This window comes from Halegenticoccus soli, assembly GCF_002844195.1.
GTDB lineage: Archaea > Halobacteriota > Halobacteria > Halobacteriales > Haloferacaceae > Halegenticoccus > Halegenticoccus soli.
Genome location: NZ_PEND01000006.1, coordinates 268201 through 291837, shown reverse-complemented (window position 1 = coordinate 291837; position 23637 = coordinate 268201). Strand labels below are relative to the sequence as shown.

Sequence of the window (23637 nt, the reverse complement as noted above, 5' to 3'; positions counted from 1 at the left end):
GTTCGAGGGCCACCGCTCCGCGCATTCGCCACCGGGAAGCGCCCGGAGGGTCTCGGATTCTCACTCGCGTTCGTACATCATCGTGCGGTAGGTGACGGGATCGCCGTCCGGGAACTCGGGGAACTCGATATTCCGATCGTGAAGTTCGAACCCGCACGCTTCGTAAAACGGAACGAGCCCTTCGCGACACTGCAGCGAGAGCGCCACGCCTTCGAGTTCGGGATGGGTGACGACCGCCTCCATCACTCGCTTTCCGAGCCCCGTTCGTCTGCGCGATTCTGCGACGATCACCTCGTAGATCATCCCGTACATCACGTAGTCCGTCAACACGCGCGCGGAAGCCACGAGCGTCTTCGATTCTGATTCCGATTCCGCGTTCGTCTCCCAGAGGCCGACGACTTCGTCGGAGTTCCTGATCAGTGTGCGGACCTCTTCGATGGTTCGTCCGGCCCACCCCGGATGCGAGTCGTACAACGCTCGGAGCTCTTCGGCCGCTTCGGCGGTGAGCGAGCGATCGACGGTGAGAGCCATATCGAACTACATTCGGAAGAGACGCAAGTAAATTCGGAGGACCATTGTGCGGATAGAGGTGGCCTGTTGACCGATGCCTCCACGAGAAGGCCGTAACTTGTGAACTACCCCGCCCTACTCGCGCCCTTCGGGCGCTCCTTGAGGCGGGGCTTCCTGCTTCCACGACGCGCTTTGCAGGAACCGAATCGGTTCCCGTAGGGAGCGCAGTCTCCACAGGCGTTTCTTCGGAGTGAACCACTCCTACATCGGAAAGACCGCGAGAAAGGATGTTCCACGCCGTTGCCAAAACGCTCCGCGTTTTGGCTGCCCGCCAGAACCGGCGGTTCTGGCGACCGCGTTCGCGTCCCTGTCCGCCTCAAACCCGCAGGCGGGACAGGAGTGTTCACGGACCCACAACGGCTTCTCCGTCGAAACGCCGCACGCCGCGCACTCCTTGGTCGTCCCTCTCGGGTCGACCGCCACGAAGTGCGTCCCCGCTCGCTCGCACTTGTATTCGAGCACCGAGAGGAACGTTCGCCACGCGGCAGACGCGGTGTTGCGGCTGTTCGACGGCGATTCGAGCATCCCCTTCACGTTCAAATCTTCGACAGCTACGAGGTCGTACTCCCGAGCGTAGTACGCCGAGAGTTTGTGCAAGAAGTCGCGGCGCTTCCGTCGGAGGACGGCGTGACACTCCGCGACTCGTCGGCGTTGCTTCTCATAGTTGTTCGACCCGTGTTGCTTCCGCGAGAGGGACCGCTGTTCGCGCTCCAGCCGTTCCCGTTCGTCGGAGAGGTCGAGCGACCCGACTGCGAACCCGTCTGTGTCGTGGGCGTACTTGAGTATGCCAACGTCGATGCCGACGCACCGCTCAGGAGCCTCGGGCGGTTCTGGCGGTTCACGCTCCATTTGGACGCCGAAGGTGGCGAACCACTCGCCTGTCGGCTCCTTCTTGACCGTGACCTGCTTGAGTGTGGCGTCGTCGGGGATGGCGCGGTGAAGCCGTATCGGTATGTCCGCGAGTTTCGAGAGAGACAGCACAGTCTGACCGCTCTTCTTGTCGAGCTTGAAGCCAGACTGGTTGTACGTGAAACTGCGGAACTCCCGTGGGGGCTTCCACTTGAGTTGCCCGACGCCGTAGCCGTTCTCCGTGAGTTCCCCGAGGGACTTCACGTTCTGCTCAATTCGCATGACGGTCGTTTGAAGCACCGTCGAATACACGTCCGAGAGGCCATCCCACCACTCTTTCAGGGCGGGAAGTTCATCGCGGATGGACCGAACGCGCTGATTGAGGGTGCCTGCGTCCTCGGGGATTTGGTTGAAGCGGTAGAGCGCGTGATTGTACAGTTGCCGACAAATGTCTCGGTGGCGGTCCAACTCCTCGCGGTGGGCGTCGGATGGCTTGAGACGGTATTTGTGGGCGAAGTACATCTACTCGTGCTCCTCGATGTACTCGTCAAGACACTCACGGATGAACGACGAGAGGTTCAGGTGGTGTTCCTGAACCCACTCGTGTTGGTCCTCTCGGAGCGTGATTGTGGTCCGCTTCACCGTATATACAGTATGCATTCCAACCCCCCATAAACACACCGAAAGACGACGGTGGGCCTGTGGGCCTGCCACCGAATCGTGTATGAGAACCGTGCGGCGTTGACGAGACGCGGGGCGTCTCGTCTGCACACCAGAACGCGAAGCGTTCTGGGGACGCTGTATCCCCTCCCTGCTCGCGCCTCCCGTTCGGTCGGCGCTCGCTGAGGAAGGGGGGCTTAGCGCCTCAATTCAGCTAAAAGCAAGCGGACCGCGTCGGAAGGAACAACCGCCAAGCCCCGAATTCTCCGGAGGGATTATCGTCGGGGTGACGCATACGTACCATCATGTCCGATCCGCCGAGTCGGCAGACGAAGGCCGCGCAGAGTCGCCGTCGGTGGACCTGGTCGGGGCTCGGAGAAGGGGCCCAGGCCGAAAAAGACGGATTCGGGCTGTTCATCGACGACGTCGTGTTCGTTTTCGCGGAGATATCCGTTCTGAGCCTCCCCGTCCTGTACGCCGTCATGGTCACCGAGCCGCAGAGTTACTTCGGCGCGAAGACGAGCGCTCTGGTCGCGTGGATGACGATGGTGGCGGTCGGTGCGTTGATTCGCGGCGGCTGGGTAACGCCGCTCGGATCCGACGTCCCCGGGTGGGTATCACTCACTCCGTCGCTGATTTTACTCCGTTTCGCCTACTACAATCTCCTGTTGGGGGGAGTCGCGTACGGGGGCGCGGCCCTGGCGTTGGAGCAGTCGCCGCTCGGTTCGATCGTCTTCGCTGTGGTCGGTAGTAGCGTCGCGATCGGAGCGTTCCCGGCCGTCGCCGACGCGTATTTCCGGGCGGTTCGACGGTACGGGTGATCCGCCGGCGGAGACCGCCGGGTCGCTTTCGGCGAGGCGCTTCAGGCGCTCCATCGACTGGGCCGAAACCGCACCGAGCGATCCGGCTCAGGAACGATCGTAATCCGGCCGGACGGGACCGAGCGGTCCCGCGTAGAGGCCGCCGCCTCCGAACTCGTCGTAGACCCTGATCGCGATGACGTTTTCGCCCCCGTAATCGACGATCTCCGTCGGCACCGTGTACTCTCTCGGTTCCTCCCAGGCGGTGCTGAAGCCCTCCTCCGGGAAGCTCCCGGTCTGGCCGACCGCCTCGCCGTTGACGAACGTCCGGTCGACGTCGTCGATCTTCCCCACCGGGAGTAGCAGGTCCGCTCCGTAGTCCTCCCAGGATTCCGGGACGGTGATCGTCTTCCGGTACCAGCCGAAGACCTGATCCTCCGCGTATCCCGAGTGGTCTTCCCAGTTCGCGGGAAGTTCGACGCGCTCCCAGTCGCTGTCGTCGTAGTCGGGATCCGCCCGGGCCGCGTCGTCGCCCCGCTGGAACAGCCAGGTCGAAGAGAGCGGCATCGCCGGGAGCACTCGAATCGTCTGCGCGGGGAGGGCCTCGTCCGGCGACCGTCCGATCCGTATCTCGTGATCGCCGGACGAGAGAGAGGGCAGCTCGACCCGGACGGCGCTCTCGCTCTCGCCGGGGGCCAGCCGGACGAACGCGGTCCCGACTTCCTCGCCGTCGACGAAGACGCTCAGGGTCTCTCCGCCGATGACCGACCCGGCGTTCGTCCCCGTGATCGTGACGGTGATCGACTGCCCGGAGACCGCGGTCTCCGGGGCCTCGAAGGAGACGTACTCCTGCGCCGGCGGCTCGTATGCGGGGAGTTCCTTCACGTCCGTGCCGTTTACGGGCCGCAGTCGAATCGCTTGACCGCCGCCGGCGGCCATCGAGGCGAGGACGGTCGTGTCCGGGTCGACGATCAGGTCGGTCGTCCACACGTCCGTGGGGTTCTCGTCGTAGCTGGCGTCGCTCCCGTCCGCGTAGATCTCGGCGACGTGCTTCGGACCCCGCGCGCCCTCGCTGTTCTTCCCGGGGTTGAGAACGTCCAGCGGCACGTCGACGGCGCGGCCGTCCCCGTTCGTCATCGCGCCGACGTACCACTCGTCGCCCTTCCGTCGAGCGGTGACGACGTACTCGCCGATTTCGGCGTTGAGGACGGCCGTGTCGTCCCAGCCGCCCGCGGGAACCTTCTCCAGGAACGCGAACTCGGTCTCCGTCTCGAAGTTCTCGTTCTCCGGGGTGTAGCCCTCGTACTCGGCCGGAACCGGCGACTCCGCTCCGGTCTCGGTGACGGCGACCGTGTTGAGGTTGAACCCGCCGACGTCGCCGGTGAACGTCTCCCCGGAGTCGTCGTAGTGCAGTTCGACGGCGACGCTGTTTTCGCCTTCGTCGAGTTCGACCCGCGTCGTGAACACCTGCCAGTCGTCCCAGTACTCCGTGAACGGCGGCGTGATCGTCTCGGTCGAGTCGTTCACCCGGAGCGTCGCCCGCGGCTCGCCCGCTTCGACCACCCGGGACGCGTTCTCCTCGGGCGCGCTGGCGTAGCGCAGGTGCAGGTCGTACGTCCCGTCCGACGGGACGCCCGTGACCGTCCACGAGACCGACGACCCGGAGGGCACCCGGTTCGGGTCGACCGCGACGTAGTTCGTCCCGAACGCGTCGCGCCACTCGTCCGCGGTGACGAACCCGCCGAGGTCTCCGGCTGCGGCTTGCAGGAGTTCACCGACCTCCAGCTCCGGGCTGACGTAGGCCTCGATGCGGTCGGCGACCATCTGCAGCCCGGCGTTGTAGTTCGGGTACATCGCGAGCTGTTTGGCCCGGGTCGTCTGGATCTGTCCGCCGGTGTCGTCGTTGAAGGTGATGTCGAAGATGCCCGGCTGGTAGCTCGCCGGGCCGGCCAGCATCCGGGTGAACGGCAGGGTGACGTGGTGGTCCGGGCCGACGTCGGAGCCGAGCGCGCCGAAGCCGTCGTACTCCTGCGCTTTGACCGTCTCCGTGGCCGCCAGGTTCGGATACGTGCGGCGCTTCCCGGTGGGCTTGTCGGCCTCGTGGCGCTCCAGTAGCTGTCGGTTCTTCGCCGCCTCCCGGGCGACCAGTTCGTGGTGGTTGACCGCGATCTGGCTGTGTTGGCTGGTGGTCGCCGTTCCGCCGTCTCCCCTGTGACCCAGCCCGTCGTCGTTGACGTAGCCGTTCTTGATGCTGCGGATGCGGTTGTCCTCGTAGTACCGGAAGATGTCGTCGTTCAGGATCTGCTCCTCGTAGGTGACGACGTTCCCGGCAGTCTCGTTGTGGGCGGTCATCTCGACGCTCGGGGAGAGCGACTGCCCGTAGTCCGTGACCCCGGTCAGGTCGAAGTCGGGGTACGAACGGTCGAAGTCCATCGTCACCCCGGAGCCGGGGAAGCTGTCCCAGCCCCGGTTCCACCCCTCGACGAGCACGCTCTCGATGCCGTTCTCGCTGGCGAATCGCATGTACCGCTTCATCCGCTCGGTTCGGGCCCCGTGGATGTACGCCGCGGGATCGTCGCCGTCGGCCTCGACTTCGGCGTCGGATTTGTACTCCCAGTTGGCGTTGCCCGCGATCATCGTCCACCAGATGCCGACGTACTTCCGGGGGACGATCCAGCTCGCGTCGGGGTCGCCGTCGACGGTCGGCAGCACCGATTCGTCCAGCTCGTCGTTGAGAAGCGGAATCAGCGACGATTCGACGAGGTCGCCGGGTCTGCGCGCGAGCTGGATCGTGCGCCACGGGGTCGCCATCGGCGGTTCGGCCGACACCTTCGTCCCGTCGGGGAGCGGCGCGAGCTCCGCCGCGAAGTCCGTTCCGCCGCCCTCGGACCGGGGGGCGAGCGACATCGTGGCGTAGTCCGTCAGGTCCGCCTCGTGGATGCTCAGGTACGCGTCCTCGCCGGCTTTGACGGTGAACGGCGTGTGCGCGCCGTTTCGAACGGCGTTGCCGTTCGGACGGGTGGTTCGGGTGCCGGACTCGACCTCGCTGAGCCTCGTCTCCCGGTACTCCTGTTCGAACCGGGGATTGACGAACTCGTTTTTGATCCACCAGGCCGTGTAATCCCCGGCGAAGTCGAACCGGGTGTTCTCCGACGTGACGACCGCGTTTCCGCTGTTTCCGACGAAATCCTCGCCGAGGGCGAACCGGAACCCGACGCCGTCGTCGAACGCGCGGAACTCCAGATTCGCCGCCCGGTTCGGCCCGCTCGTCTCGGCCAGCCCGACGCGGAGGTACGTGTACTCCGCCGAGACGGTGGCGTACTGGCCCCACAGCGGGTCCCACGTCTCGGTGGCCGTTCCGGTTTCGCTCCCCGTCACCGTGACGCTCGCGCCGGCGGTCCCGTCCGCTGCGGCGCCGAACGGCGGCTGGTTTCGGAAATCGAAGCCGAGCGTCGAGGATTCGAGGTACGTCGTTCCGTCGAACGAGACCGCGTAGGCGGGGACCCCGCTCGAAACGTCGAGAGTTACCCGGACGCTGCCGTCGGGAGAGGTGATGGTCTGTTCGTCCGCGTCGTCCTCGTTCGATATGGTCGCGGAGACGGCTTCGGGAACCTCCGCGGTGTACGCGGCGGCGGCGAACAATCCCGAGAGTCCGCTCAGGAAGTTCCGTCGGTCGAGTCGCGCGGCCGAATCCGATTCTTTACTACGATCCTCATCAGGATTCCGCTTGTGTGTCACGGGCACGGTTTTCGGACAGCGACGTAAATTCGTTATCGTATGTAATTTATATTTTTCCTCTAATACGAAGGACGTTTCCCGCCTCTCGGTGGGAGCTGGGACGACAGAGACGGAAAAACGAACGCTCACTCGCCGAGACCGCACGGGACTCGGTACGCTCCGAGCGCTGCGTCACTATCTGCTCGGGCGTCTCTCGATCTACTCCCGTCCACCGTCACCCGAGCGGTTCAACGAGTACCGCGAAACGGTGTTCATCTAGCTCCCCTCGCTTGAGACGCCACCTCGCCCCGGGGGGTGTCTAGTTATTGGGGGTCGACGACAGCGACGACCGCACAGTCTAGAGTAAACGCTCATCCCGGTTCGATCCCGAGAAGAACCGCAGAGATGGTCACTTCCGACGCACCCCAGTATCTCTTCGATCCGAACAAAACAGTGGCCTACTGCGAGCGCTGTGGGAAGGATACGGTACACCACTTATCGATCCGGCTAACGTCGACAGCCGATGGAAACGAAGTCGCTCCGGGGAACGCCAAGTTCGCGAAACGGCCCGTTCGTCGAACCGTCTGCTCAGCGTGCGAGACGGAGATCCTTCACGACCGGTGAGCGTGCGCGGATGGCCAACGTCGAAATTTCCGAGCGCGAGGTCGCTCAGCCCCCATCACTCTCCGGGACGAGGACGGAACCGAATGACGCTCAGTGAGCACTTACGGGCGCTCGCAAAGCCGACGCGGCGAGCGGTCCTGCGCCAGGTGAGCGAGGCATCTCCGCGGCATCTCGCAGAGCTGGTCCGCCGGGCTGACCTCCCCGACGAAGACGCTACCCGCGTGCGGATACGGCTCCATCACACTGACCTCCCGCTCTTGGAGAAAAACGACTACATTCGTTACGACCGGGAGACCGGGATGATCACCAGAGGGTCCAACTTCGCTCGGGTCGAGTCGCTCGTCCGGGAACTCGACGAATACGAGGACGAAATCGTCGAGTAGTCGTCCGATCAGCGCCTGCGAACGTCTGCCGCCGTGGGGTCCGTCCGGGTATCCAACGCCACATTATTCAGCCCGCAAGCCGTCTCTGCGATACTGTGGATCAGGACGAACGTCACCGGAGACCGGATACCACACCCTCTACTTCGGATCGCTCGATCAGCCTCGATCGGATCGCCGCTGGGCCGGGTTGCGAGGGGCACGATCGCGACCTCGACGGTTCACTTCACGATCACGTCGCGCTCCTGTACGCGGACCGCGACGAGCAGTTCGCGGCCGTCGCCCCGCTGGTTCGCGACGGTCTCGATCGCGGTGAGCGCTGTTACTACCTCCACGACGACAACACGAAAGCGGAGGTCGTGGCGGCGATGCGCGAGGCGGGAATCGACGTCGACGCCGCGGTCGAGGCCGGCGCTCTCTCGTTTCACACCAAGGACGAACTCTTCCTGCGGGGCGGAGCGTTCGACCCGGACGACACCGTCGCCGCAACCGAGGAACTGGTCCGGGAAGTGACCGAGAGCGACGAATACGACACGATTCGGATGGTGGGCGAGATGACGTGGGCGCTCGACGGTGAGCACAGTCTCGACCGGATGATCGAGTACGAGCGGACGCTGAATGCCGTGTACGAGAACCGGCCCGTCGTCGGAGTCTGCCAGTACAACGTCACGCGCTTCGAACCGGAGATACTCAACCAGATCATCCGCTCCCACCCGAACCTCGTCTACGGCGGGGCGACCGCGCGGAACTTCTATTATCTCCCGGACGAGGGCGTCGAGACCGGAGAACACTCCGTCGCAGACGTCGACGGGGGCCGAGCCGCCCAGTCGTTACTCGAACGCGTCCGGGCCTACGAGACGCTCCAACGGCGCGAGCGGGGTCTGCGCGCGCTTAACCGGGCGACGCAGGAGCTGATGTATCTCGACGGCGACGACATCGCCGAGCGCGCTGCTGATATCGTTCGGAACGTACTCGACGTCACGTTCGCGTCGTTCTGGTCCTACAACGGGGACACCGGCGAACTCGAATGTCACGGCAGGAGCGCCGCCGATCCGGAGGCGAACGTCACTAGCTTCACCGAGCTGCACGCTGATCTCGCGTGGGACACGTTCGTCACGGAGGAGACGGAGGTCCTGAACGACCTCGCATCCTCAGCCGGGTTCGACGGATCCGAGACCCCGCTCCGAAGCGGCGTGATCGTCCCGCTCGGGAGGCACGGCGTGTTCTGTACCGGATCGACGCACCCGCACGCGTTCGACGATCCGAGGGTCGACCTGGCGACCGCGATCGGGGCGAACATCGAGGCGGCGCTGGATCGCGCCGACCGCGAACGCACGCTCCGGGAACAGAACGACCAGCTGGAACGGCTCAACCGAATTAATCGCGTCGTCCGGGGCATCGACGAAGCGCTGGTGGGCGCCGACACGCGCGCGGAGATCGAGCAGATCGTCTGCGAGCGGCTCGCCGCGTTCGACCCCTATCAGTTCGTCTGGATCGGCGATTTCGACCCGGCTACGGACGCGATCGTACCGCGCGCACGGGCGGGGGACCGGAGCGGCTATCTCGACGCCGTCACGATCACCGACGACGACACCCCGACCGGACCGGGGCCGGTGACCGCGGCGCTTCAAACGGGGGAGGTACAGGTGATCCAGGACGTACTGACGGATCCGGGGTTCAAGCCGTGGCGCGAAGCGACGCTGTCGCGAGGATTTCGAGCCTGCATCAGCGTCCCGCTCGTCTACGAGGAATCGGTCTACGGGGCGTTGACCCTGTACGCGGGGTCGCCAAACGCGTTCGATGAACTGGAGCGGGCGGTGCTGGGAGAGCTAGGCGGGACGATCGCCCACGCGATCGACGCCGCCGAAACCAGGCGGACACTCCGGACGGACAGCGTCGCCGAGGTGACGCTGAGGATATCGGAGTCGGACGACGTCCTCGCGCGACTCGCTCGGGAAACCGGGTGCGAGATCGACTTCGACGGACTCGTTCCGCGGACGGAGGGTCGGGCCCGTCTCTTCTTCACCGCTCGCGGAGCCTCCCCGGAGGACGTGCTCGCCGGCGCCGAACGGGTGACTGACGTCGTAGGGCTGCAACTCGTCGAAGACGACCGAGGGGAGTGCGTCTTCGAAGGAACGGTGACGGGGCCGACGCTCGCGTCGCGCGTAATCGACGAAAGAGCCGTCATCCGCTCGCTCACCGCCGCGGACGACGGAACCAGCGTCGTCGTCGACCTCCCCTCCGCCGCGGACGTTCGCAAGTTCGTCGAGACCGTGCGAACCGCCTATCCGAAAACCGAACTCGTGGCTCGCCGCACCCGCGACCGATCCATCAAGACGCCGCAGAACCTGCGGGACGTCCTCACGGAGGAGCTCACGGACCGGCAGCGCGAAGTCCTCGAAACGGCCTACCGGAGCGGCTTCTTCGAGTCACCGCGGGTGCGGACGGGCAAAGAACTCTCCGAGGCGCTGGGTATCACGCAATCGACGTTCTCCCACCACCTCCGGGAGGCCGAGCGCCGGCTCTGCGAGCTGGTGTTCGAAAACGCCTGACGAGACAGCGGCGTCCGGCCTCTGAGGAGGCCATCGACCTCCGCGGGAGCGTTGCTGTCCATCGCGCTTTCTTGCCGTCCATCCCGCCGCCCTCGAGAGGCGTTATCTCGTCGGGGACGGTAATCGAATCCGGTACGAAAGCCGAGAATGCACGTCGAGCGGGACAGTCACGCTGGGAGAACCCGAGGTTCTCCACGTGCCGGCGGAAGCGACGAACCCGCTCGTCGGCGCGAAAACGGAGTTCGGGGGTCAGTAGAGGTCGTCGTCGACGTACCAGACGCAGCCGTCGTCGTAGTCCATGTATTCGCAGTGCTGTTCGATTCGCCACGACACGTCGTGATCGTACCAGTTCCAGGGTTCCCCGCCCGCTCCGCCGGTGTATCCGCAGGCGTGTCTCCCGAACTCGGCCGACTGGTACAGGTCACCGAGGACGTCGTCGTTCTCGCTGTAGTAGTTGTGCGTCTCGTTCGTCCCGTACAGAATGCCGTCGTAGAACCGTTCGCCGGGTTGCTCGTCCCACACTGCGGCACCGAACAGGTTGACCGAGTTGATCGAGTGGCCGTAGGTGCCCTGGAGTTCCCGGACGCACTCCAGCGCCAGTTTCCCGCCGAGCGAGTGCGCGACGAGGTTCACCGTGACGCCGTGGTCTTCCGTCCAGCCGTAATAATCGAAGATCCGGGCTAACTCCTGGCCGACCTCGATGGCCTGGTCCTTGGCCCAGTACCAGTCGTCCCAGGAGTCCCCCGCGTTCCAATCGCAGGCCACGACGTACCCGCCGTATCCCTGGTCCGACAGGTTCCGGTAGACCTCGTAGGCGTAGTCTCGACCCCCGTTCTGGTTCGTGAACCCGTGAACGAAGATGGTCAGGTTGTCCGCTCCCCACGGCCAATTGTGGAAGTCCCAGCTCTCCGGTTCGACCTCCCCGAACCAGGACGGACAGTCGGGGAAGTGGTAATCGCAGCCGTAATCGCCGGCCGTCGCCGTCCCGCTCGTCGCCGCCAACCCGGTGACGCCGACCGCCGCCGATCTCAAGACGCTCCGCCGACTCACCGATTCCGAAGGCGAGCGCTCCGATACGTCGTTTGTCGCGCTGTCGGCCGTCCGTCCGATGCGGTTTGTGAGCCGTCTGTAGTCCATTGTCGTCGTCCTCCGTTGGTTGTCTGCGAACTCCGACGGTCGACAGGCGTTCCCGGGCCGGCGATAGGTGCCTGTGCCTTTCGCCGCCCGATGCGCCCTGTCTCCGTCGCGATTTCCGAGGCGTACGTCCGGCGCGCGACTGACGCGGTAGCGGACGCCGGATTCTACCACCTCAGGTTCTAACTTTTATTATTTTATATTGAATCTTTATATTCTTAGTAAATACTGGAAAATAGGACGCGGTTGCGGTCAGGTTCGTACATAGTACTGGTACCCTCGTACGCTCACGCGTTCGAGAGACGCTGCGGCATTGGCGGCTCCGTAGACCTCGATCCGCGGGGCGGGGAAAGCGGCGGGTTCGTCATCGAGAGAAGCCGGTCGTGATACCGTTCTCGGATCGGCGCGCGTCTCGAAAGAGGCGGCGGGAGTGCGACGCCCCATTCACCTATTTTCAAATATTTCTCCAGTATCAAATATATACTATCTTAAGCTAAATTTTAGTCGTCTAACCGGATAGTACGTCCGGACGATATGCCAGGCGAACCAGAACGAAACGGCGCTCGGGAACGCGGTGGGGAACGGGGCGACTCGATCGAAACAGCCGAGGAGCGGACGAAACGAGGGGGGCAAGAGCCGCGGACGACTCCGCCGGTCGGTCGCCGGGCGTTCCTCGGCGCGCTCTCCGCGACGTCGCTCGGCGCGGTCGCCGCGGCCGGATCGAATACGGTGCGCGGCGACGACGGTCCGGACGTGAACGACGAAAGCGCGAGGGTCGTAAACGTCGTCGAGGACTACGGGGCGGACCCGACGGGGAGCGAGCCGGTGAACGACGCGTTCGAGGAGGCGCTCGGCCCGAACACGACGGTCGTGTTTCCGGACGGGACGTACCTGTTCGATCGGCTCACGCGCTTTTTCGAGGCCGATAACACGGCGGTCGTCGGCGAGGGGGACGCGACGATCACCGTGCCGGACGGGTACGCGGATTACGTGATCTCGATCAGGGGCACCGGCGTCAGGTTCGAGAACTTCACGGTCGACTACGCCGCCCCGAACACGACCGCCGCCGTCGCCTTCCAGAGCGACGACGACTTCCTCATGCGGGACGTCCTGTTCGAGGGCGTCCGCGACGCGGACGGCGCGACGAGCTGCTTCCTGGTCGCCGTGACCGACGAGGACGGCGAGGGGCTGGTGGAGAACGTCCACTGCCCCGACGGGGCGGCGGAGTTCGTCCCCGGCAACGGCTGTTTCGTCTACAACGCCCACGCGGGGACGCTCCGGTTCGACCGGTGTTCGATGGAGGGAATGAGCGCGAACGCGCTGTACGCATCCGGCGCGGGCCAGATAGACCGCGGCGAGATGGGCGCCGTCGAGGTCGAAAACTCGTACTTCAGGAACAACAACGTCTCCAGCATCCGCCTCGGGACCCCCGACAGCTACGCGAAGAACTGCACCGTCGTCGTCGACGAGGAGGGGCCGACCCGGCTCTACGAGGACAGCCCCGGAAACGCCCGCGCGATCTGGTGTTACTACAACATGGACGGGTTCGTCGAGGACTGCGACGTCGTCATCGACCACCCGGCGGGAAGCGGAATCCACTACAAGTCGGGATACGGCGCGCCGAGCAGGTGCGACGTGTACGACAGCCGGATCGAGATCAACGCCGACGGCGTCAACGCGGTCAGGACCAAGGGCGAGGGCGAGCCGCTGGAGTACGAGAACGTGAGCGTCACGGGCGAGGGGGGCGAGCGGGAGGTGGTCCGCCTCCAGCACCGCGAGGCGACGTTCGAGGACTGCTGCATCAGCCAGACCGGCGAGAACCGCGACGGGTTCTTCCTCCTCGACTCGACCGTCGAACTCGAAGACAGCACCCTGAACGTGACCGGCGAGGACTTCGTCCTGGCCGACTCGGAGAGCGACTACTCGACGGACGACGTCGATTCGACGGGGTGTTGCACGCCGGCCCGCGCGGAGACACCGTGGGAATAGACCGGGCGAAAGAGCCGACCAGTCCGGCCGCGGGGATCCGCTGATCGGCGGTCGCTCCGACGCGCCGCCGCGATTCGTCGCTCCCGCCCGCCGCCGAGATCCGCCGTGGCGATTCACCCTGCTGACGAGGACGACCGATCCGCGACACAAACGCTTTGCCGCCTCCGACCCCCGTAACGGTATGGCCGACACCGAGACGCAGCGCGAGGCGGTGCTCGACGCGATCGAGAACGTCGCAGACCGGATCGAAGCCGAGAAGGAGTACCTCACGGATCTCGACTCCGCCATCGGCGACGCCGACCACGGGGCGAACATGAGCCGCGGCTTCCGGGCGGTCGCCGAGAAGACCGCCGACGCGGACGACGGCGAGGTCGCAGACCTCGTCAAGACCGTCGGGGTGACGCTGATCTCGGAGGTCGGCGGCGCGTCCGGCCCGCTGTACGGCGGGTCGATCATGAGCGCCAGCGCGGAGCTCTCCGAGGGGATCACCGCCGAGACGAGCGTCGCGTTCGCCGAGGCGTACCTGGACAAGGTCCAGGAGCGGGGCAAGGCGGAGATCGGCGCGAAGACGATGGTCGACGCGCTCACGCCGGCGGTCCACACCTACAAGAAGTCGATCGAGCAGGACGACCTGCCCCCTTTGACCGCGCTGGCGAAGGCGGTCGACGCCGCGGAGCGCGGTGTCCGCTTCACGGTGCCGATCAAGGCCCGGAAGGGGCGCGCCTCCTACCTCGACTGGCGCTCCGTCGGCCACCAGGACCCCGGCGCGACGAGCACCCTCTTCATCGTGGAGGAGCTCCTGGCGACGGCCGAGGAGTACCTGGAGGGCGACGTCGACGTGGACGCCGCGTCGCCGGACGTGCCCGAGGAGGAGCCCACCCCGGAGGACGACTGATGGTCGGGCTCGTCGTGGTCTCCCACAGCGCCAAGGCCGCCGAGGGGATCTGCGAGATCGCCGCGCAGATGGGCGGCGCGGACGCGAGGATCGAACCCGCCGGCGGCGACGGCGACGGCGGCATCGGGACGAGCGCCCCGCACATCCGCGAGGCGATCGAGGCGGCCGCCGGCGGCGACGGCGAGGACGTCGTCGTGCTCGTCGACCTCGGCAGCGCCGTGATGAACGCGGAGCTCGCGGTCGAGATGGCGGAGGAGACCCTCGGCGCCGAGTCCGAGGTGCGAATCGCCGACGCGCCCGTGCTGGAGGGCGCGCTCAACGCGGCGGTCAACGCCGCCGGGTCGAAGTCGACGCTGGAATCGGTCGTCGAGGCCGCAGAAGAGGCCAGGGACTACCGGAAACTCTCCTGAGCCCGAATCCGAACCGTCGTCAGAGATCCGAGCCGAGCGGTTTCGAGCGCGGAGTTCGTCGCCCCGCCGTCGGCCGTTCGTCGCTACGATTCGCCCTCCGGCGTCGAGAGGATCTCCTCCAGCGCGTCGAGCGCGGCCCCGGCGTCGTCGCCCTCGGCGACGAGCCGCACGTCCTCGCCGCTTTTCACGCCGAGACCGGTGACCGCGAGCATGCTGCTCGCGTCGACCGGGTCCCCGTCCCCGTCGACCGGCGCGATGGTGACGGCGGCGTCGTACTCGCCCGCTGTTTCGACGAACTTCGCGGCCGGGCGGGCGTGGAGCCCCTCCTCCGGAACGACGGTGACGATTCGATCCATGGCGCGCGCTTGGCGGGGGCGACCCTTTACTTGTCGGGTTCCGGTTCGGCGGGGGTCGGGTCAGGTCCTCGACTCGTCGAGGGCCGCGAGCCGGCGGAACACGAGCGTCGGGAAGCGCGGTTCGAGGCGGCTCGGCGGCCGACCGATCCCCGTCGCGTCGTCCATCGTCACCCGCCGCATGACGCCGTTCTCCGCCATCTCGTACAGGAGCCGCTTGACCGTCGACGCCGAGAGGTCGACGTCGGGCGATGCCGCGATCGCCTCCGCCGCGCCCTGCACCGATCCGAGCCCGTCGTCGTCCAGATCGAGGAGCCGTCGGAGCACGCGCTGGCGGTTCGGGGGCAGCGCGAGAACGCGGCCGAGCGAGACGCACGGCCGGGGGACGGCCGCCGTCCCGACGTCGACGTCGGCGGGCAGGACGCTCTCGTGACCGGCGCGCATCGCCTCGTCCGTCGCCCCGAACACCGCCGCGAGCGCGTCGTGGGCGTCGCCGTCGGCCCACTCCGCGATCTCGCGGACCTGCTCGTGCGTGAGCGCGTGGCGCGCGAGGCCGGTCGAAACGCGGCCCGTGAGGACGTCGACGAGGGCGTGATGCCGGTACGGGGGGACGCGAACCGCGGGGGCGTCGCACCCGACGTCGCCCGGCGGGTCGCGGCCGATCACCAGCCACGAGACGTGGTCCGAGGCCTCGGAGAGGAGGTCGTCGACCGCCCGGAGCGAGTGCGTCTCCGGCTCGCCGACGTGGTCGACGGCGACGACCGCGCGCCGATCGCGCTCGCGCAGTTCGTCGCCGAGACGCGCCCGGAGCTGCGCCGTTCCGACGCCCTGTTCCGGCACCGTCTCCTCGACGAGCGCGTCGAGCACCGCGTGGTAGAGGCCGAAGTCGCTCTTCGCCGCGCGGGCGTCGACGTAGACGAACTCCGTCGGGTGGGGCGGCGTCGCCCGCGTCGTGGTCAGGATCGCGGAGCGGGAGCCACGCGTCATCTCCGAGAGGTGGTTGAAGAGCGCCGAGACGACCGCGGACTTGCCGCCGCCCTTCGGCCCCCACACGTAGAGATTCGGGGGGAGAACGTCTTCGAGCGCCGGTTCGAGGTGGTCGAGCAGCTGTTCGAGCACCGGCCCCCGGCCGGTCGGCTCCTCGGGGTGGACGACCGGGTTCACGGCGTCGTAGTCGTGAACCAGCCTGGGTGCGCTGTCGGTCCGTTGTCGCCGTGCGATTCGTTCTCTGAGGTTCATTCGGATTCAGTCAGATCCGAGTCCCCGCCGCGCGGCGGGATCGTCCGCCGTCCGACCGGCCGACACCCCGCGAGGGCGACCGACGGTCGGTCGCCGGCCGGGAGGCTCCCTCGGCCGGCGGAACGGACGGTGCTTCCCATACGGCTGCGTTCCTCGAAAGCGGCCGCGTTCGGTTCAGAGGCCGAACGTCGGGACGTACGACGAGTCCGGCAGCACGCCGACGATGGCGAGGAGCGCGATGAGGAGCGACCCCATCACGATGGCCGCCGCGGGCGGGTCCCAGTGGGTGTCGCCGTGGGCGTAGAACACCCGCTGAAACGCCTCGCCGAACAGCGCCGACAGCAGGCCGAAGATCCCGCCGGCCACGAGGCCGAGGGTCGTTGCCCCGGTCGGATCGCCGCCGACGGCGGCGACGGCTCCGGCCGAGCCGATGAGCGTGATGTGGTGGGTCACCGGGATCTTCTCGACGCCGCAGTTGAGGAACACGAGCGTCGCGGCGCTGATCCCGAATCCGAGGAACACCAGGCCGGTTTCGAGCGCGATGAACCCGCCGAGGAGCCCCCCGAAGACGCCGATGGTGGCGACCCCCGGCCACTTGTACTGGTGGGGGAGCCACGGCTCGACCGCGAACCGCGTCTTTCCGGTCGCGGTCCCGCCGTCCGTCGCGGCGTCGTCGCCGCCGTCCGCCGTCGCCGGCTCGCCGATCACGCGCGTCTCCTCGCGCTCGAAGGGCGACATGTCGAACAGGCCGCCGCCGCGGACGTCCCCGATGATGGAGTAGCCGAACACGACGCGGTGGATGAGCGCCGAAAGTGTGACGCCCATGGCGATGGCGTCCCACGGCAGGAGGAACACGGCGGAAAGCTGCGTCAGCCAGTAGCCGACGACCCCGAAGACCGCGCCGACGGCGAGGATGTCCGGCTTGGTCCCCTGTGCGAACGCGATGTTCTTCGCCTCGTGGTAGTCGAAGCCGGTGTCCATGTACCCCCGCTTTGCGGCGTACGCCGCGGCGGCCGCACCGCCGGCGAAGCTGATCGCCGGCGAGAACGGCGGCCCGAACGCGACGGCCGTCGTGATGCCGGCCGACTCGGGGTTGACGTACTCGGCGACCTGCCCGGCGATGACCATGAAGCCCGTGAAGATGAAGGCGGGGAGCGCCCCGAGCGCCGCCCCGAACGCGCCGCCGGCGAGGGCCGCGAGGATCATCACCGGGTCGAAGAAGACCGAGAAGTCCGCCTGCAGCGGGACCATTCAGTCACCCCCGTCGCGGGCCCAGTCGAGCGAGCGCTCGACGGCCTCGCCCCAGCGGGCGTAGCGTCGGTCCACGTCGTTCGCGTCGGCGTCCGGTTCGAACTCGCGGTCGATCTGCCAGTTGTCGCGCAGCTCGTCGACCGTCTCCCAGTAGCCGACCGCGAGGCCCGCGGCGTACGCGGAGCCGAGCGCGGTCGTCTCGTCGACCTCCGGGCGGACGATGGTGGAATCGACGATGTTCGCCTGCAACTGGCAGAGGAAGTTGTTCTTGACCGCCCCGCCGTCGACGCGCAGGTCGCCGAGTTCGATCCCGGAGTCGGCCTCCATCGCCTCGGCGACGTCCCGCGTCTGGAACGCGATGGATTCGAGCGTCGCGCGGACGACGTGCTCGCGGCGCGTGCCGCGGGTCATGCCGACGATGGTGCCGCGCGCCCGGCCGTCCCAGTGGGGCGCGCCCAGCCCCGTGAGCGCCGGCACGAAGTAGACGCCGTCCGTGGAGTCGACGCTCCGGGCGAGCTGTTCGGTCTCGGCCGCGTCCTCGATGAGTTCGAGGTCTTCGAGGAACTCGATCGCCGCCCCGGTGATGAAGATGGCCCCTTCGAGCGCGTACTGGACCGGCTCGCCGGAGCGCTGGAAGCCGACGGTCGTCAGCAGGCCGTGTTCGCTCTCCACGGCCTCGTTGCCCGTGTTCATGAGGAAGAACGACCCGGTCCCGTAGGTGTTCTTCGCGTCGCCGGGGTCGAAGCAGGTCTGCCCGAACAGGGCGGCCTGCTGGTCGCCGAGCGCGCCCGCGACGGGCACTTCGGCCCCGAGGAAGCCGTCGGCGTCGGTTCGACCGTAGTAGTCGTCGTCGCTGGACGGGCGCACCTCGGGGAGCATCTCGCGGGGGACGCCGAACTCGGCGAGGAGCTCGTCGTCCCAGTCCATGTCGTGGATGTTGAACAGCATGGTCCGCGAGGCGTTCGTGACGTCCGTGATGTGGTTGCCCGTCAGGTTGTAGATGATCCACGTGTCGATGGTGCCGAACAGGACCTCTCCCTGCTCGGCGCGGTCGCGGATGTCCTCCGGCCGGGCGCGCTGCAGCTTGATCGGATCGGCGTTGTCGAGCAGCCACTCGGCCTTCGTCGCCGAGAAGTACGCGTCGGCTTCGAGGCCGGTCTTCTCGCGGATCGTGCCGACCTTGTCCGCCTCCTCCAGCTCCTCGACCCGGTCCGTCGTCCGGCGGTCCTGCCAGACGATGGCGTTGTGGACCGGGCGGCCGGACTCGGCGTCCCAGAGCAGCGTCGTCTCGCGCTGGTTGGTCACGCCGATGGCCGCGAGTTGGTCCGGCCCGAGGTTCGCTTTCGCGAGCGCGTCGTTGATCACCGACTGCGTGTTCTCCCAGATTTCGAGGGGGTCGTGCTCGACCCACCCCGGCTCGGGATAGATCTGTTCGTGCTTCTCGTACGCGTTGGCGACCACCTGTCCGCTGTGGTCGAACACCATGAACCGCGTACCGGTCGTACCCTGATCGATCGCACCGACGTATTGCTCTGGCATCTGTTGTCACCACTCCCGCGGTCGGCACGTCCGTTCTTTATCGACGGTGCCGTGCCACACGTAAACAGAATGGAGTATCATTATAAATCTTACTCTAGCCGATTGATCTGTGAATATTCCACTACTATTGATCACGTATATTAAACCGAGATCGGTCTAATCAAGGGACGCTCAGCCGAACGTGGACGGCACCCGACGAGTCGGTCAATAGTTTACTCGCGAGGCGCTTCTAGGGGTAAAGTAAAGTAGACTGGGTCCAACCTTCGGGTAGACCGATGACGGATACACCGACGGTGGTTGTCATCGGGGGCGGCTCGACAGGGACAGGCATCGCCCGCGACCTCGCCATGCGGGGCGCGGACGTGACGCTCGTGGAGCGGGGGAACCTGACGCACGGGACGACCGGGCGCATGCACGGCCTGCTCCACAGCGGCGGGCGGTACGCCGTCTCCGACCAGGCGAGCGCGAAAGAGTGCATCGAGGAGAACCGCGTGCTCCGCGACATCGCGAGTCACTGCGTCGAGATGACCGGCGGCCTGTTCGTCCAGCGACCCGAGGACCCCGACGACTACTTCGAGGAGAAGCTGCGGGGGTGCCGCGAGTGCGGCATCCCCGCCGAGGAACTGACGGCCGAGGAAGCCCGTGCGGTCGAACCCTTCCTCGCGAAGGACGTGAAGCGCGCGATCCGGGTTCCCGACGGCGCGATCGACCCCTTCCGGCTCTGCGTCGCGAACGCGGCCAGCGCCGAACGGCACGGCGCGCGAATCGAGACGCACGCCGAGGTGGTCGACGTGCTGAGGGACGGCGGCGAAGTCGTCGGCGTCGAGGTCGAACACGCGTCCGGACCGGGAAAGCGTACCTCGCCGGCGAACGCCGCCTCGGGCCAACGCACGCACCAGGCGTCAGGAACGACCGAAGAGATCCGCGCGGACTACGTGGTGAACGCGTCGGGCGCGTGGGCCGGGCAGATCGGCGACATGGCCGGCGTGAGCGTCGAAGTCCGCCCCTCGAAGGGGGTCATGGTCATCATGAACACCCGGCAGGTCGACACGGTGATAAACCGCTGCCGGCCGAAGGGCGACGCGGACATCATCGTCCCCCACGAGACCACCGCCATCCTCGGCACGACCGACGAGGAGGTCGAAGACCCCGACGACTACCCCGAAGAGCAGTGGGAGGTCGATCTCATGATCGACACCCTCTCCGAGCTGGTGCCGATCCTCAAGGGAGCTCGGACCATCCGCTCGTTCTGGGGCGTCCGTCCCCTCTACGAGCCGCCGGGAACCGGCACGACGGATCCGACGGACATCACCCGCGACTTCTTCCTCCTCGACCACGAGGAGCGCGACGACCTTCCCGGCATGACCAGCATCGTCGGGGGGAAGTTCACCACCTACCGGATGATGGCCGAGAAGATCTCGGACCACGTCTGCGAGAAGCTGGGGGTCGAGGCGGCGTGTCGAACCGCGGAGGTACCTCTGCCGGGCAGCGAGGACGCCGGCGTCCTCGACGACTACATGGAGTCGTTCGGCCTCCGCTCGCCCGTCGCGCGGCGGAGCGCACAGCGGCTCGGCTCGCGTTCGCGCGAGGTGCTCGGCGGATGGTCCGGCGCGAACCCGGTGGTCTGCGACTGCGAGGCCGTCACGCGCGCGGAGATCCACGACGCCATCGAGGGATCGGGGACCGACCTCAACGCGGTCCGCATCCGGACGCGCGCCTCCATGGGCAACTGCCAGGGGGCGTTCTGCTGTCACCGGATGGCCCAGGAGCTGCACCCGGACCACGACGAGCGCACCGTCCGCTCGGCGCTCGACGAGCTGTACCAGGAGCGGTGGAAGGGCGAGCGACACGCCCTGTGGGGCGAACAGCTCTCCCAGGCGATGCTGAAGTACGCGCTGCACGCGACGACGATGAACCGCGACGGCGATCCGGCCGCGCGGGACGAGGCCGTCGATTTCGGCGCGTTCGACGCCGGGCCCGCGGCCGAGGCCGGGAGCGCGGACGCGAGCGGCGATCGGGCCGCGACCGACGGAGGCGACCGTGCCGATTAGGGAGGACGTGCTCGTCGTCGGCGGGGGGCTGGCGGGCGCGACGGCCGCGCTCTCGGCCGCGGAGACGGGGGCCTCGGTCAGGCTCGTCTCCTACAAGAAGAGCACCCTTCGCTTCGCCAGCGGGTTCGTCGACGCCCTGGGGTACGCGCCCGACGGCGAGGGACCGATCGCGGACCCGTTCGAGGCCATCGCGGAGCTGCCCGCCGATCACCCCTACAGCGTCGTCGGCGAGGACGCCGTCCGCGAGGGGTTCGAGCTGTTCGACGGCGTGGTCGGCGACGCCTACCGCGGCGGGCACACCGACGCGAACGCCCTCCTGCTCACCCACGGCGGGACCGTCAAACCGACCGCGCGGTACCCCGAGAGCGCCGCGCCGGGGCTCGCGAGCGACCCGCGCGACGCGCTGCTCGTCGGCTTCGAATCGCTGACCGACTTCGACGCGCCGCTGGCGGCGCGGCACCTCTCGGCGGCGGGCGTCCCCTTCTCCGTCGAGGGGGTCACGGTGTCGTTCCCGCGGCGCTTCCGGGCGGACGCGAAGGTGACGCGCTTCGCGAAGGCGCTCGACCGCGACGAGCGCGCGGACGGCGCGGGCACGCGACGGGCGCTGGCGGAGACCGTCGCGCCGCACCTCGGAGCGGCCGAGCGGGTCGGGTTCCCCGCCCTGCTCGGCGACGAACGCGCCGACGAGGTGCGCGCGGACCTGGAGGCGGCCCTCGGCGCGGAGGTGTTCGAGATTCCGACTGGGCCGCCGAGCCTCCTCGGCCTCAAACTGGAGGACGCGCTCTACTCGGCGCTCGACGAGGCGGGCGTTCGGATCAGCACGGGCAACCCCGTCGTCGACTACGAGGCGGACGGAGAGCGGGTCCGGGCCGTTTACGTCGATCGCAAGGGCCAGCGCGTGCCGTACCACGCCGAGCAGTTCGTGCTCGCCACCGGCGGCCTGGTCGGGAAGGGGATCGATTCGGGCCGCGGGGGCGTCGAGGAGCCGATCTTCGGCTGCCGCGTCCCCCACTCGGAGGACCGATACGACTGGTTCGAGGACGACGCCTTCGGCGACCACGCCTTCGCGCGGTTCGGCGTCGTGCCCGACGCGGAGCTTCGGCCGACCGACGAGGGCGGCGGGCCGCACTTTTCGAACCTCCGGGCCGCCGGCGGCGTCGTCGGCGGGGCGGACTTCGCGGCGGAGAAATCGGGCGGCGGCGTCTCGCTCGCGACCGGGTTGGTCGCGGGCCGCAACGCGGGTGAAGAAGCGACATGAGCGACGCAGAACAACCACGTTCGGAAGACGACTTCGAGCCGGTACAGGTGTTCCCGGAGGCGGAGGAGATGGACCTCCGCCCGGGGGCGGACAACTGCTACAAGTGCACGACGTGCGATTCGGTCTGTCCGGTCGCCGAGGTGGACGACGAGTTCCCGGGACCGAAGTTCCAGGGGCCGGAGCAGTGGCGGCTGAAGCGCAAGGGCGACGAGGACATCGATCCATCGGTCATGTCCTGCTCGAACTGCATGCGCTGCGACAACGCCTGCCCGTCGTCGGTGCCGCTCTCGCAGATGCACAACGCGGCGCGGGGCGAGTACGTCGAAGCGCAGATGGACACGCTCTCGCGGGAGTACGTCCGGAACCGCGTCCTCGCGAACTACCGGACGATGGCCGAGCTGGGGAGCAAGGTGCCCCGCCTCACGAACTTCGTGATGGGGCTCGGCGTCACGAAACTGTTCAACGAGAAGGTGCTCGGAATCACCTCGAAGCGCGACTTCCCCGAGTTCGCGGAGCAGACGTTCCGCGAGTGGTGGGAGGAGCGAGGCGGCGCGGCAGCCTCGAAAAAGCGAGCGCGGGAGGCGAGAGCGGAGCGAGGCGACGATACTACCTCGGACGAAAAGCGCGTCGCGTACTTCCACGGCTGTTACTCGAACTACAACACGCCCGAGGTCGGCAAGGCGCTGGTCCGGGTCTTCGAGTCGTTCGGTTACGAGGTCGTCGTCCCGAGGCAGCGGTGTTCGGGGACGCCGATGTTCGCGAACGGGATGCTGAAGGACGCAGAGCGCGCCGCCGGCGTCAACGCCGAGAGGTTCTCCGGGCTGATCGAGGAGGGGTACGACGTCGTCGCGTCGTGCACCTCCTGTTCGATGTCGCTCCGGCAGGAGTACCCCGAGCTGTTCTCGATGGACGGCGTCGAGGACCTCTCGAACCACACCTACGAGGCGATGGAGTACCTCCGGATCCACGAGGACCTGGAGGGAGCGCTCGAAGAGGCGTCGGTGTCCGATCGGTCCTACGCCTACCACGCGCCGTGTCACGCCCGCAATCAGGGACTCGACCGACAGGCGGTCGAACTGTTCCGCGACCTCGACGGCGTGACGATCGAGGACGTCGGCCCCTCCTGCTCCGGCATCTCGGGGACGTACGGCTGGAAGGCCGAGAAGTACGACACCTCGATGGCGATCGGCGAGGAGATGTTCGAACACATGGAGCACGCGGCGGGCGAGGTCGGCATGACGGAGTGTCCGACCTGCTCGATGCAGATGGAACACGGGACGGGCTACGAGATCCGCCACCCGCTGCAGGTGTTGGAGGAGGCGCTGACGTAGTCGGGGAGGGTCGACCCTTCCAAGACGAGCGGGTG

The 23637-nt window shown here is 67.2% G+C and carries 17 protein-coding genes and 1 pseudogene; 10 read left to right on the top strand and 8 right to left on the bottom strand.

Going from position 1 to position 23637, the window contains the following annotated elements:
• Positions 1-60: 60 nt before the first annotated feature.
• Together CNO20_RS17530 and CNO20_RS17525 are read right to left on the bottom strand one after the other, a co-directional pair.
• Complete coding sequence (locus CNO20_RS17530; protein WP_101297415.1) at positions 61-531, bottom strand: GNAT family N-acetyltransferase; 471 nt, start codon at positions 529-531, stop codon at positions 61-63.
• Positions 532-646: 115 nt separating this feature from the next.
• A pseudogene (locus tag CNO20_RS17525) lies at positions 647-1941 on the bottom strand (RNA-guided endonuclease InsQ/TnpB family protein); the annotation flags it as partial.
• Positions 1942-2384: 443 nt separating this feature from the next.
• On the opposite strand from CNO20_RS17525, the gene CNO20_RS17520 reads away from it, so the two are divergent.
• The gene (locus CNO20_RS17520; protein WP_101297413.1) at positions 2385-2900 is read left to right on the top strand and encodes a DUF8215 family protein; all 516 of its coding nucleotides are present in this window, start codon (positions 2385-2387) and stop codon (positions 2898-2900) included.
• A gap of 87 nt (positions 2901-2987) precedes the next feature.
• Here CNO20_RS17520 and CNO20_RS17515 read toward each other — a convergent pair whose 3' ends face one another.
• Positions 2988-6539, bottom strand: a complete 3552-nt coding sequence (locus tag CNO20_RS17515) for a glycoside hydrolase family 97 N-terminal domain-containing protein (protein ID WP_143423286.1) — start codon at positions 6537-6539, stop codon at positions 2988-2990.
• Positions 6540-7001: 462 nt separating this feature from the next.
• Here CNO20_RS17515 and CNO20_RS24540 point away from each other — a divergent pair, with 462 nt between their 5' ends.
• The 3 genes from CNO20_RS24540 (at position 7002) to CNO20_RS17510 (ending at position 10152) form a co-directional block, all read left to right on the top strand.
• Entirely contained in the window at positions 7002-7220 is a 219-nt protein-coding gene (locus tag CNO20_RS24540) for a DUF7835 family putative zinc beta-ribbon protein (RefSeq protein ID WP_449405048.1), read from the top strand.
• 83 nt (positions 7221-7303) lie between these two features.
• The gene (locus CNO20_RS22740; RefSeq protein ID WP_143423283.1) at positions 7304-7603 is read left to right on the top strand and encodes a DUF7344 domain-containing protein; all 300 of its coding nucleotides are present in this window, start codon (positions 7304-7306) and stop codon (positions 7601-7603) included.
• A 95-nt stretch (positions 7604-7698) separates the two neighbouring features.
• Positions 7699-10152 carry an MEDS domain-containing protein gene (locus tag CNO20_RS17510; RefSeq protein ID WP_101297411.1) on the top strand — a complete coding sequence of 818 codons (2454 nt, stop codon included), beginning with the start codon at positions 7699-7701 and terminating at the stop codon, positions 10150-10152.
• A 249-nt stretch (positions 10153-10401) separates the two neighbouring features.
• Here the strand turns inward: CNO20_RS17510 and CNO20_RS17505 are convergent, their stop codons facing one another.
• The gene (locus CNO20_RS17505; protein WP_101297409.1) at positions 10402-11289 is read right to left on the bottom strand and encodes an alpha/beta hydrolase; all 888 of its coding nucleotides are present in this window, start codon (positions 11287-11289) and stop codon (positions 10402-10404) included.
• Between the two features lie 531 nt (positions 11290-11820).
• On the opposite strand from CNO20_RS17505, the gene CNO20_RS17500 reads away from it, so the two are divergent.
• The 3 genes from CNO20_RS17500 (at position 11821) to dhaM (ending at position 14580) form a co-directional block, all read left to right on the top strand.
• Positions 11821-13275, top strand: coding sequence for a pectate lyase family protein (locus tag CNO20_RS17500; protein WP_101297407.1), 1455 nt, complete (start codon positions 11821-11823; stop codon positions 13273-13275).
• 181 nt (positions 13276-13456) lie between these two features.
• Entirely contained in the window at positions 13457-14170 is a 714-nt protein-coding gene (dhaL, locus tag CNO20_RS17495) for a dihydroxyacetone kinase subunit DhaL (RefSeq protein WP_101297405.1), read from the top strand.
• Positions 14170-14580, top strand: a complete 411-nt coding sequence (dhaM, locus tag CNO20_RS17490; RefSeq protein WP_101297404.1) for a dihydroxyacetone kinase phosphoryl donor subunit DhaM — start codon at positions 14170-14172, stop codon at positions 14578-14580. The genes dhaL and dhaM overlap by 1 nt, the downstream gene beginning before the upstream one ends.
• A gap of 83 nt (positions 14581-14663) precedes the next feature.
• On the opposite strand, the gene ptsH1 is transcribed toward dhaM, so the two are convergent.
• The 4 genes from ptsH1 to glpK all read right to left on the bottom strand — a co-directional run bounded on the left by ptsH1 (position 14664) and on the right by glpK (position 18962).
• Positions 14664-14936, bottom strand: coding sequence for a phosphocarrier protein HPr (gene ptsH1 / locus CNO20_RS17485; RefSeq protein ID WP_101297402.1), 273 nt, complete (start codon positions 14934-14936; stop codon positions 14664-14666).
• A gap of 60 nt (positions 14937-14996) precedes the next feature.
• Positions 14997-16172 (bottom strand): Cdc6/Cdc18 family protein, encoded by a 1176-nt coding sequence (locus CNO20_RS17480; RefSeq protein WP_101297401.1) that lies wholly within the window; start codon positions 16170-16172, stop codon positions 14997-14999.
• Between the two features lie 174 nt (positions 16173-16346).
• The gene (locus CNO20_RS17475) at positions 16347-17423 is read right to left on the bottom strand and encodes a DUF7973 family transport facilitator (protein ID WP_233204241.1); all 1077 of its coding nucleotides are present in this window, start codon (positions 17421-17423) and stop codon (positions 16347-16349) included.
• Complete coding sequence (glpK, locus tag CNO20_RS17470; protein ID WP_101297400.1) at positions 17424-18962, bottom strand: glycerol kinase GlpK; 1539 nt, start codon at positions 18960-18962, stop codon at positions 17424-17426.
• Between the two features lie 275 nt (positions 18963-19237).
• Here glpK and glpA point away from each other — a divergent pair, with 275 nt between their 5' ends.
• From glpA to CNO20_RS17455, 3 genes are read left to right on the top strand one after another with little or no spacing between them, the layout of a single operon-like run.
• Positions 19238-21013 (top strand): anaerobic glycerol-3-phosphate dehydrogenase subunit GlpA, encoded by a 1776-nt coding sequence (gene glpA, locus CNO20_RS17465; protein WP_101297399.1) that lies wholly within the window; start codon positions 19238-19240, stop codon positions 21011-21013.
• Positions 21003-22271 (top strand): glycerol-3-phosphate dehydrogenase subunit GlpB, encoded by a 1269-nt coding sequence (glpB, locus tag CNO20_RS17460; protein WP_101297398.1) that lies wholly within the window; start codon positions 21003-21005, stop codon positions 22269-22271. Before glpA ends, glpB begins: the two co-directional genes overlap by 11 nt.
• Complete coding sequence (locus CNO20_RS17455; RefSeq protein WP_101297397.1) at positions 22268-23602, top strand: anaerobic glycerol-3-phosphate dehydrogenase subunit C; 1335 nt, start codon at positions 22268-22270, stop codon at positions 23600-23602. Before glpB ends, CNO20_RS17455 begins: the two co-directional genes overlap by 4 nt.
• Positions 23603-23637: the final 35 nt, after the last annotated feature.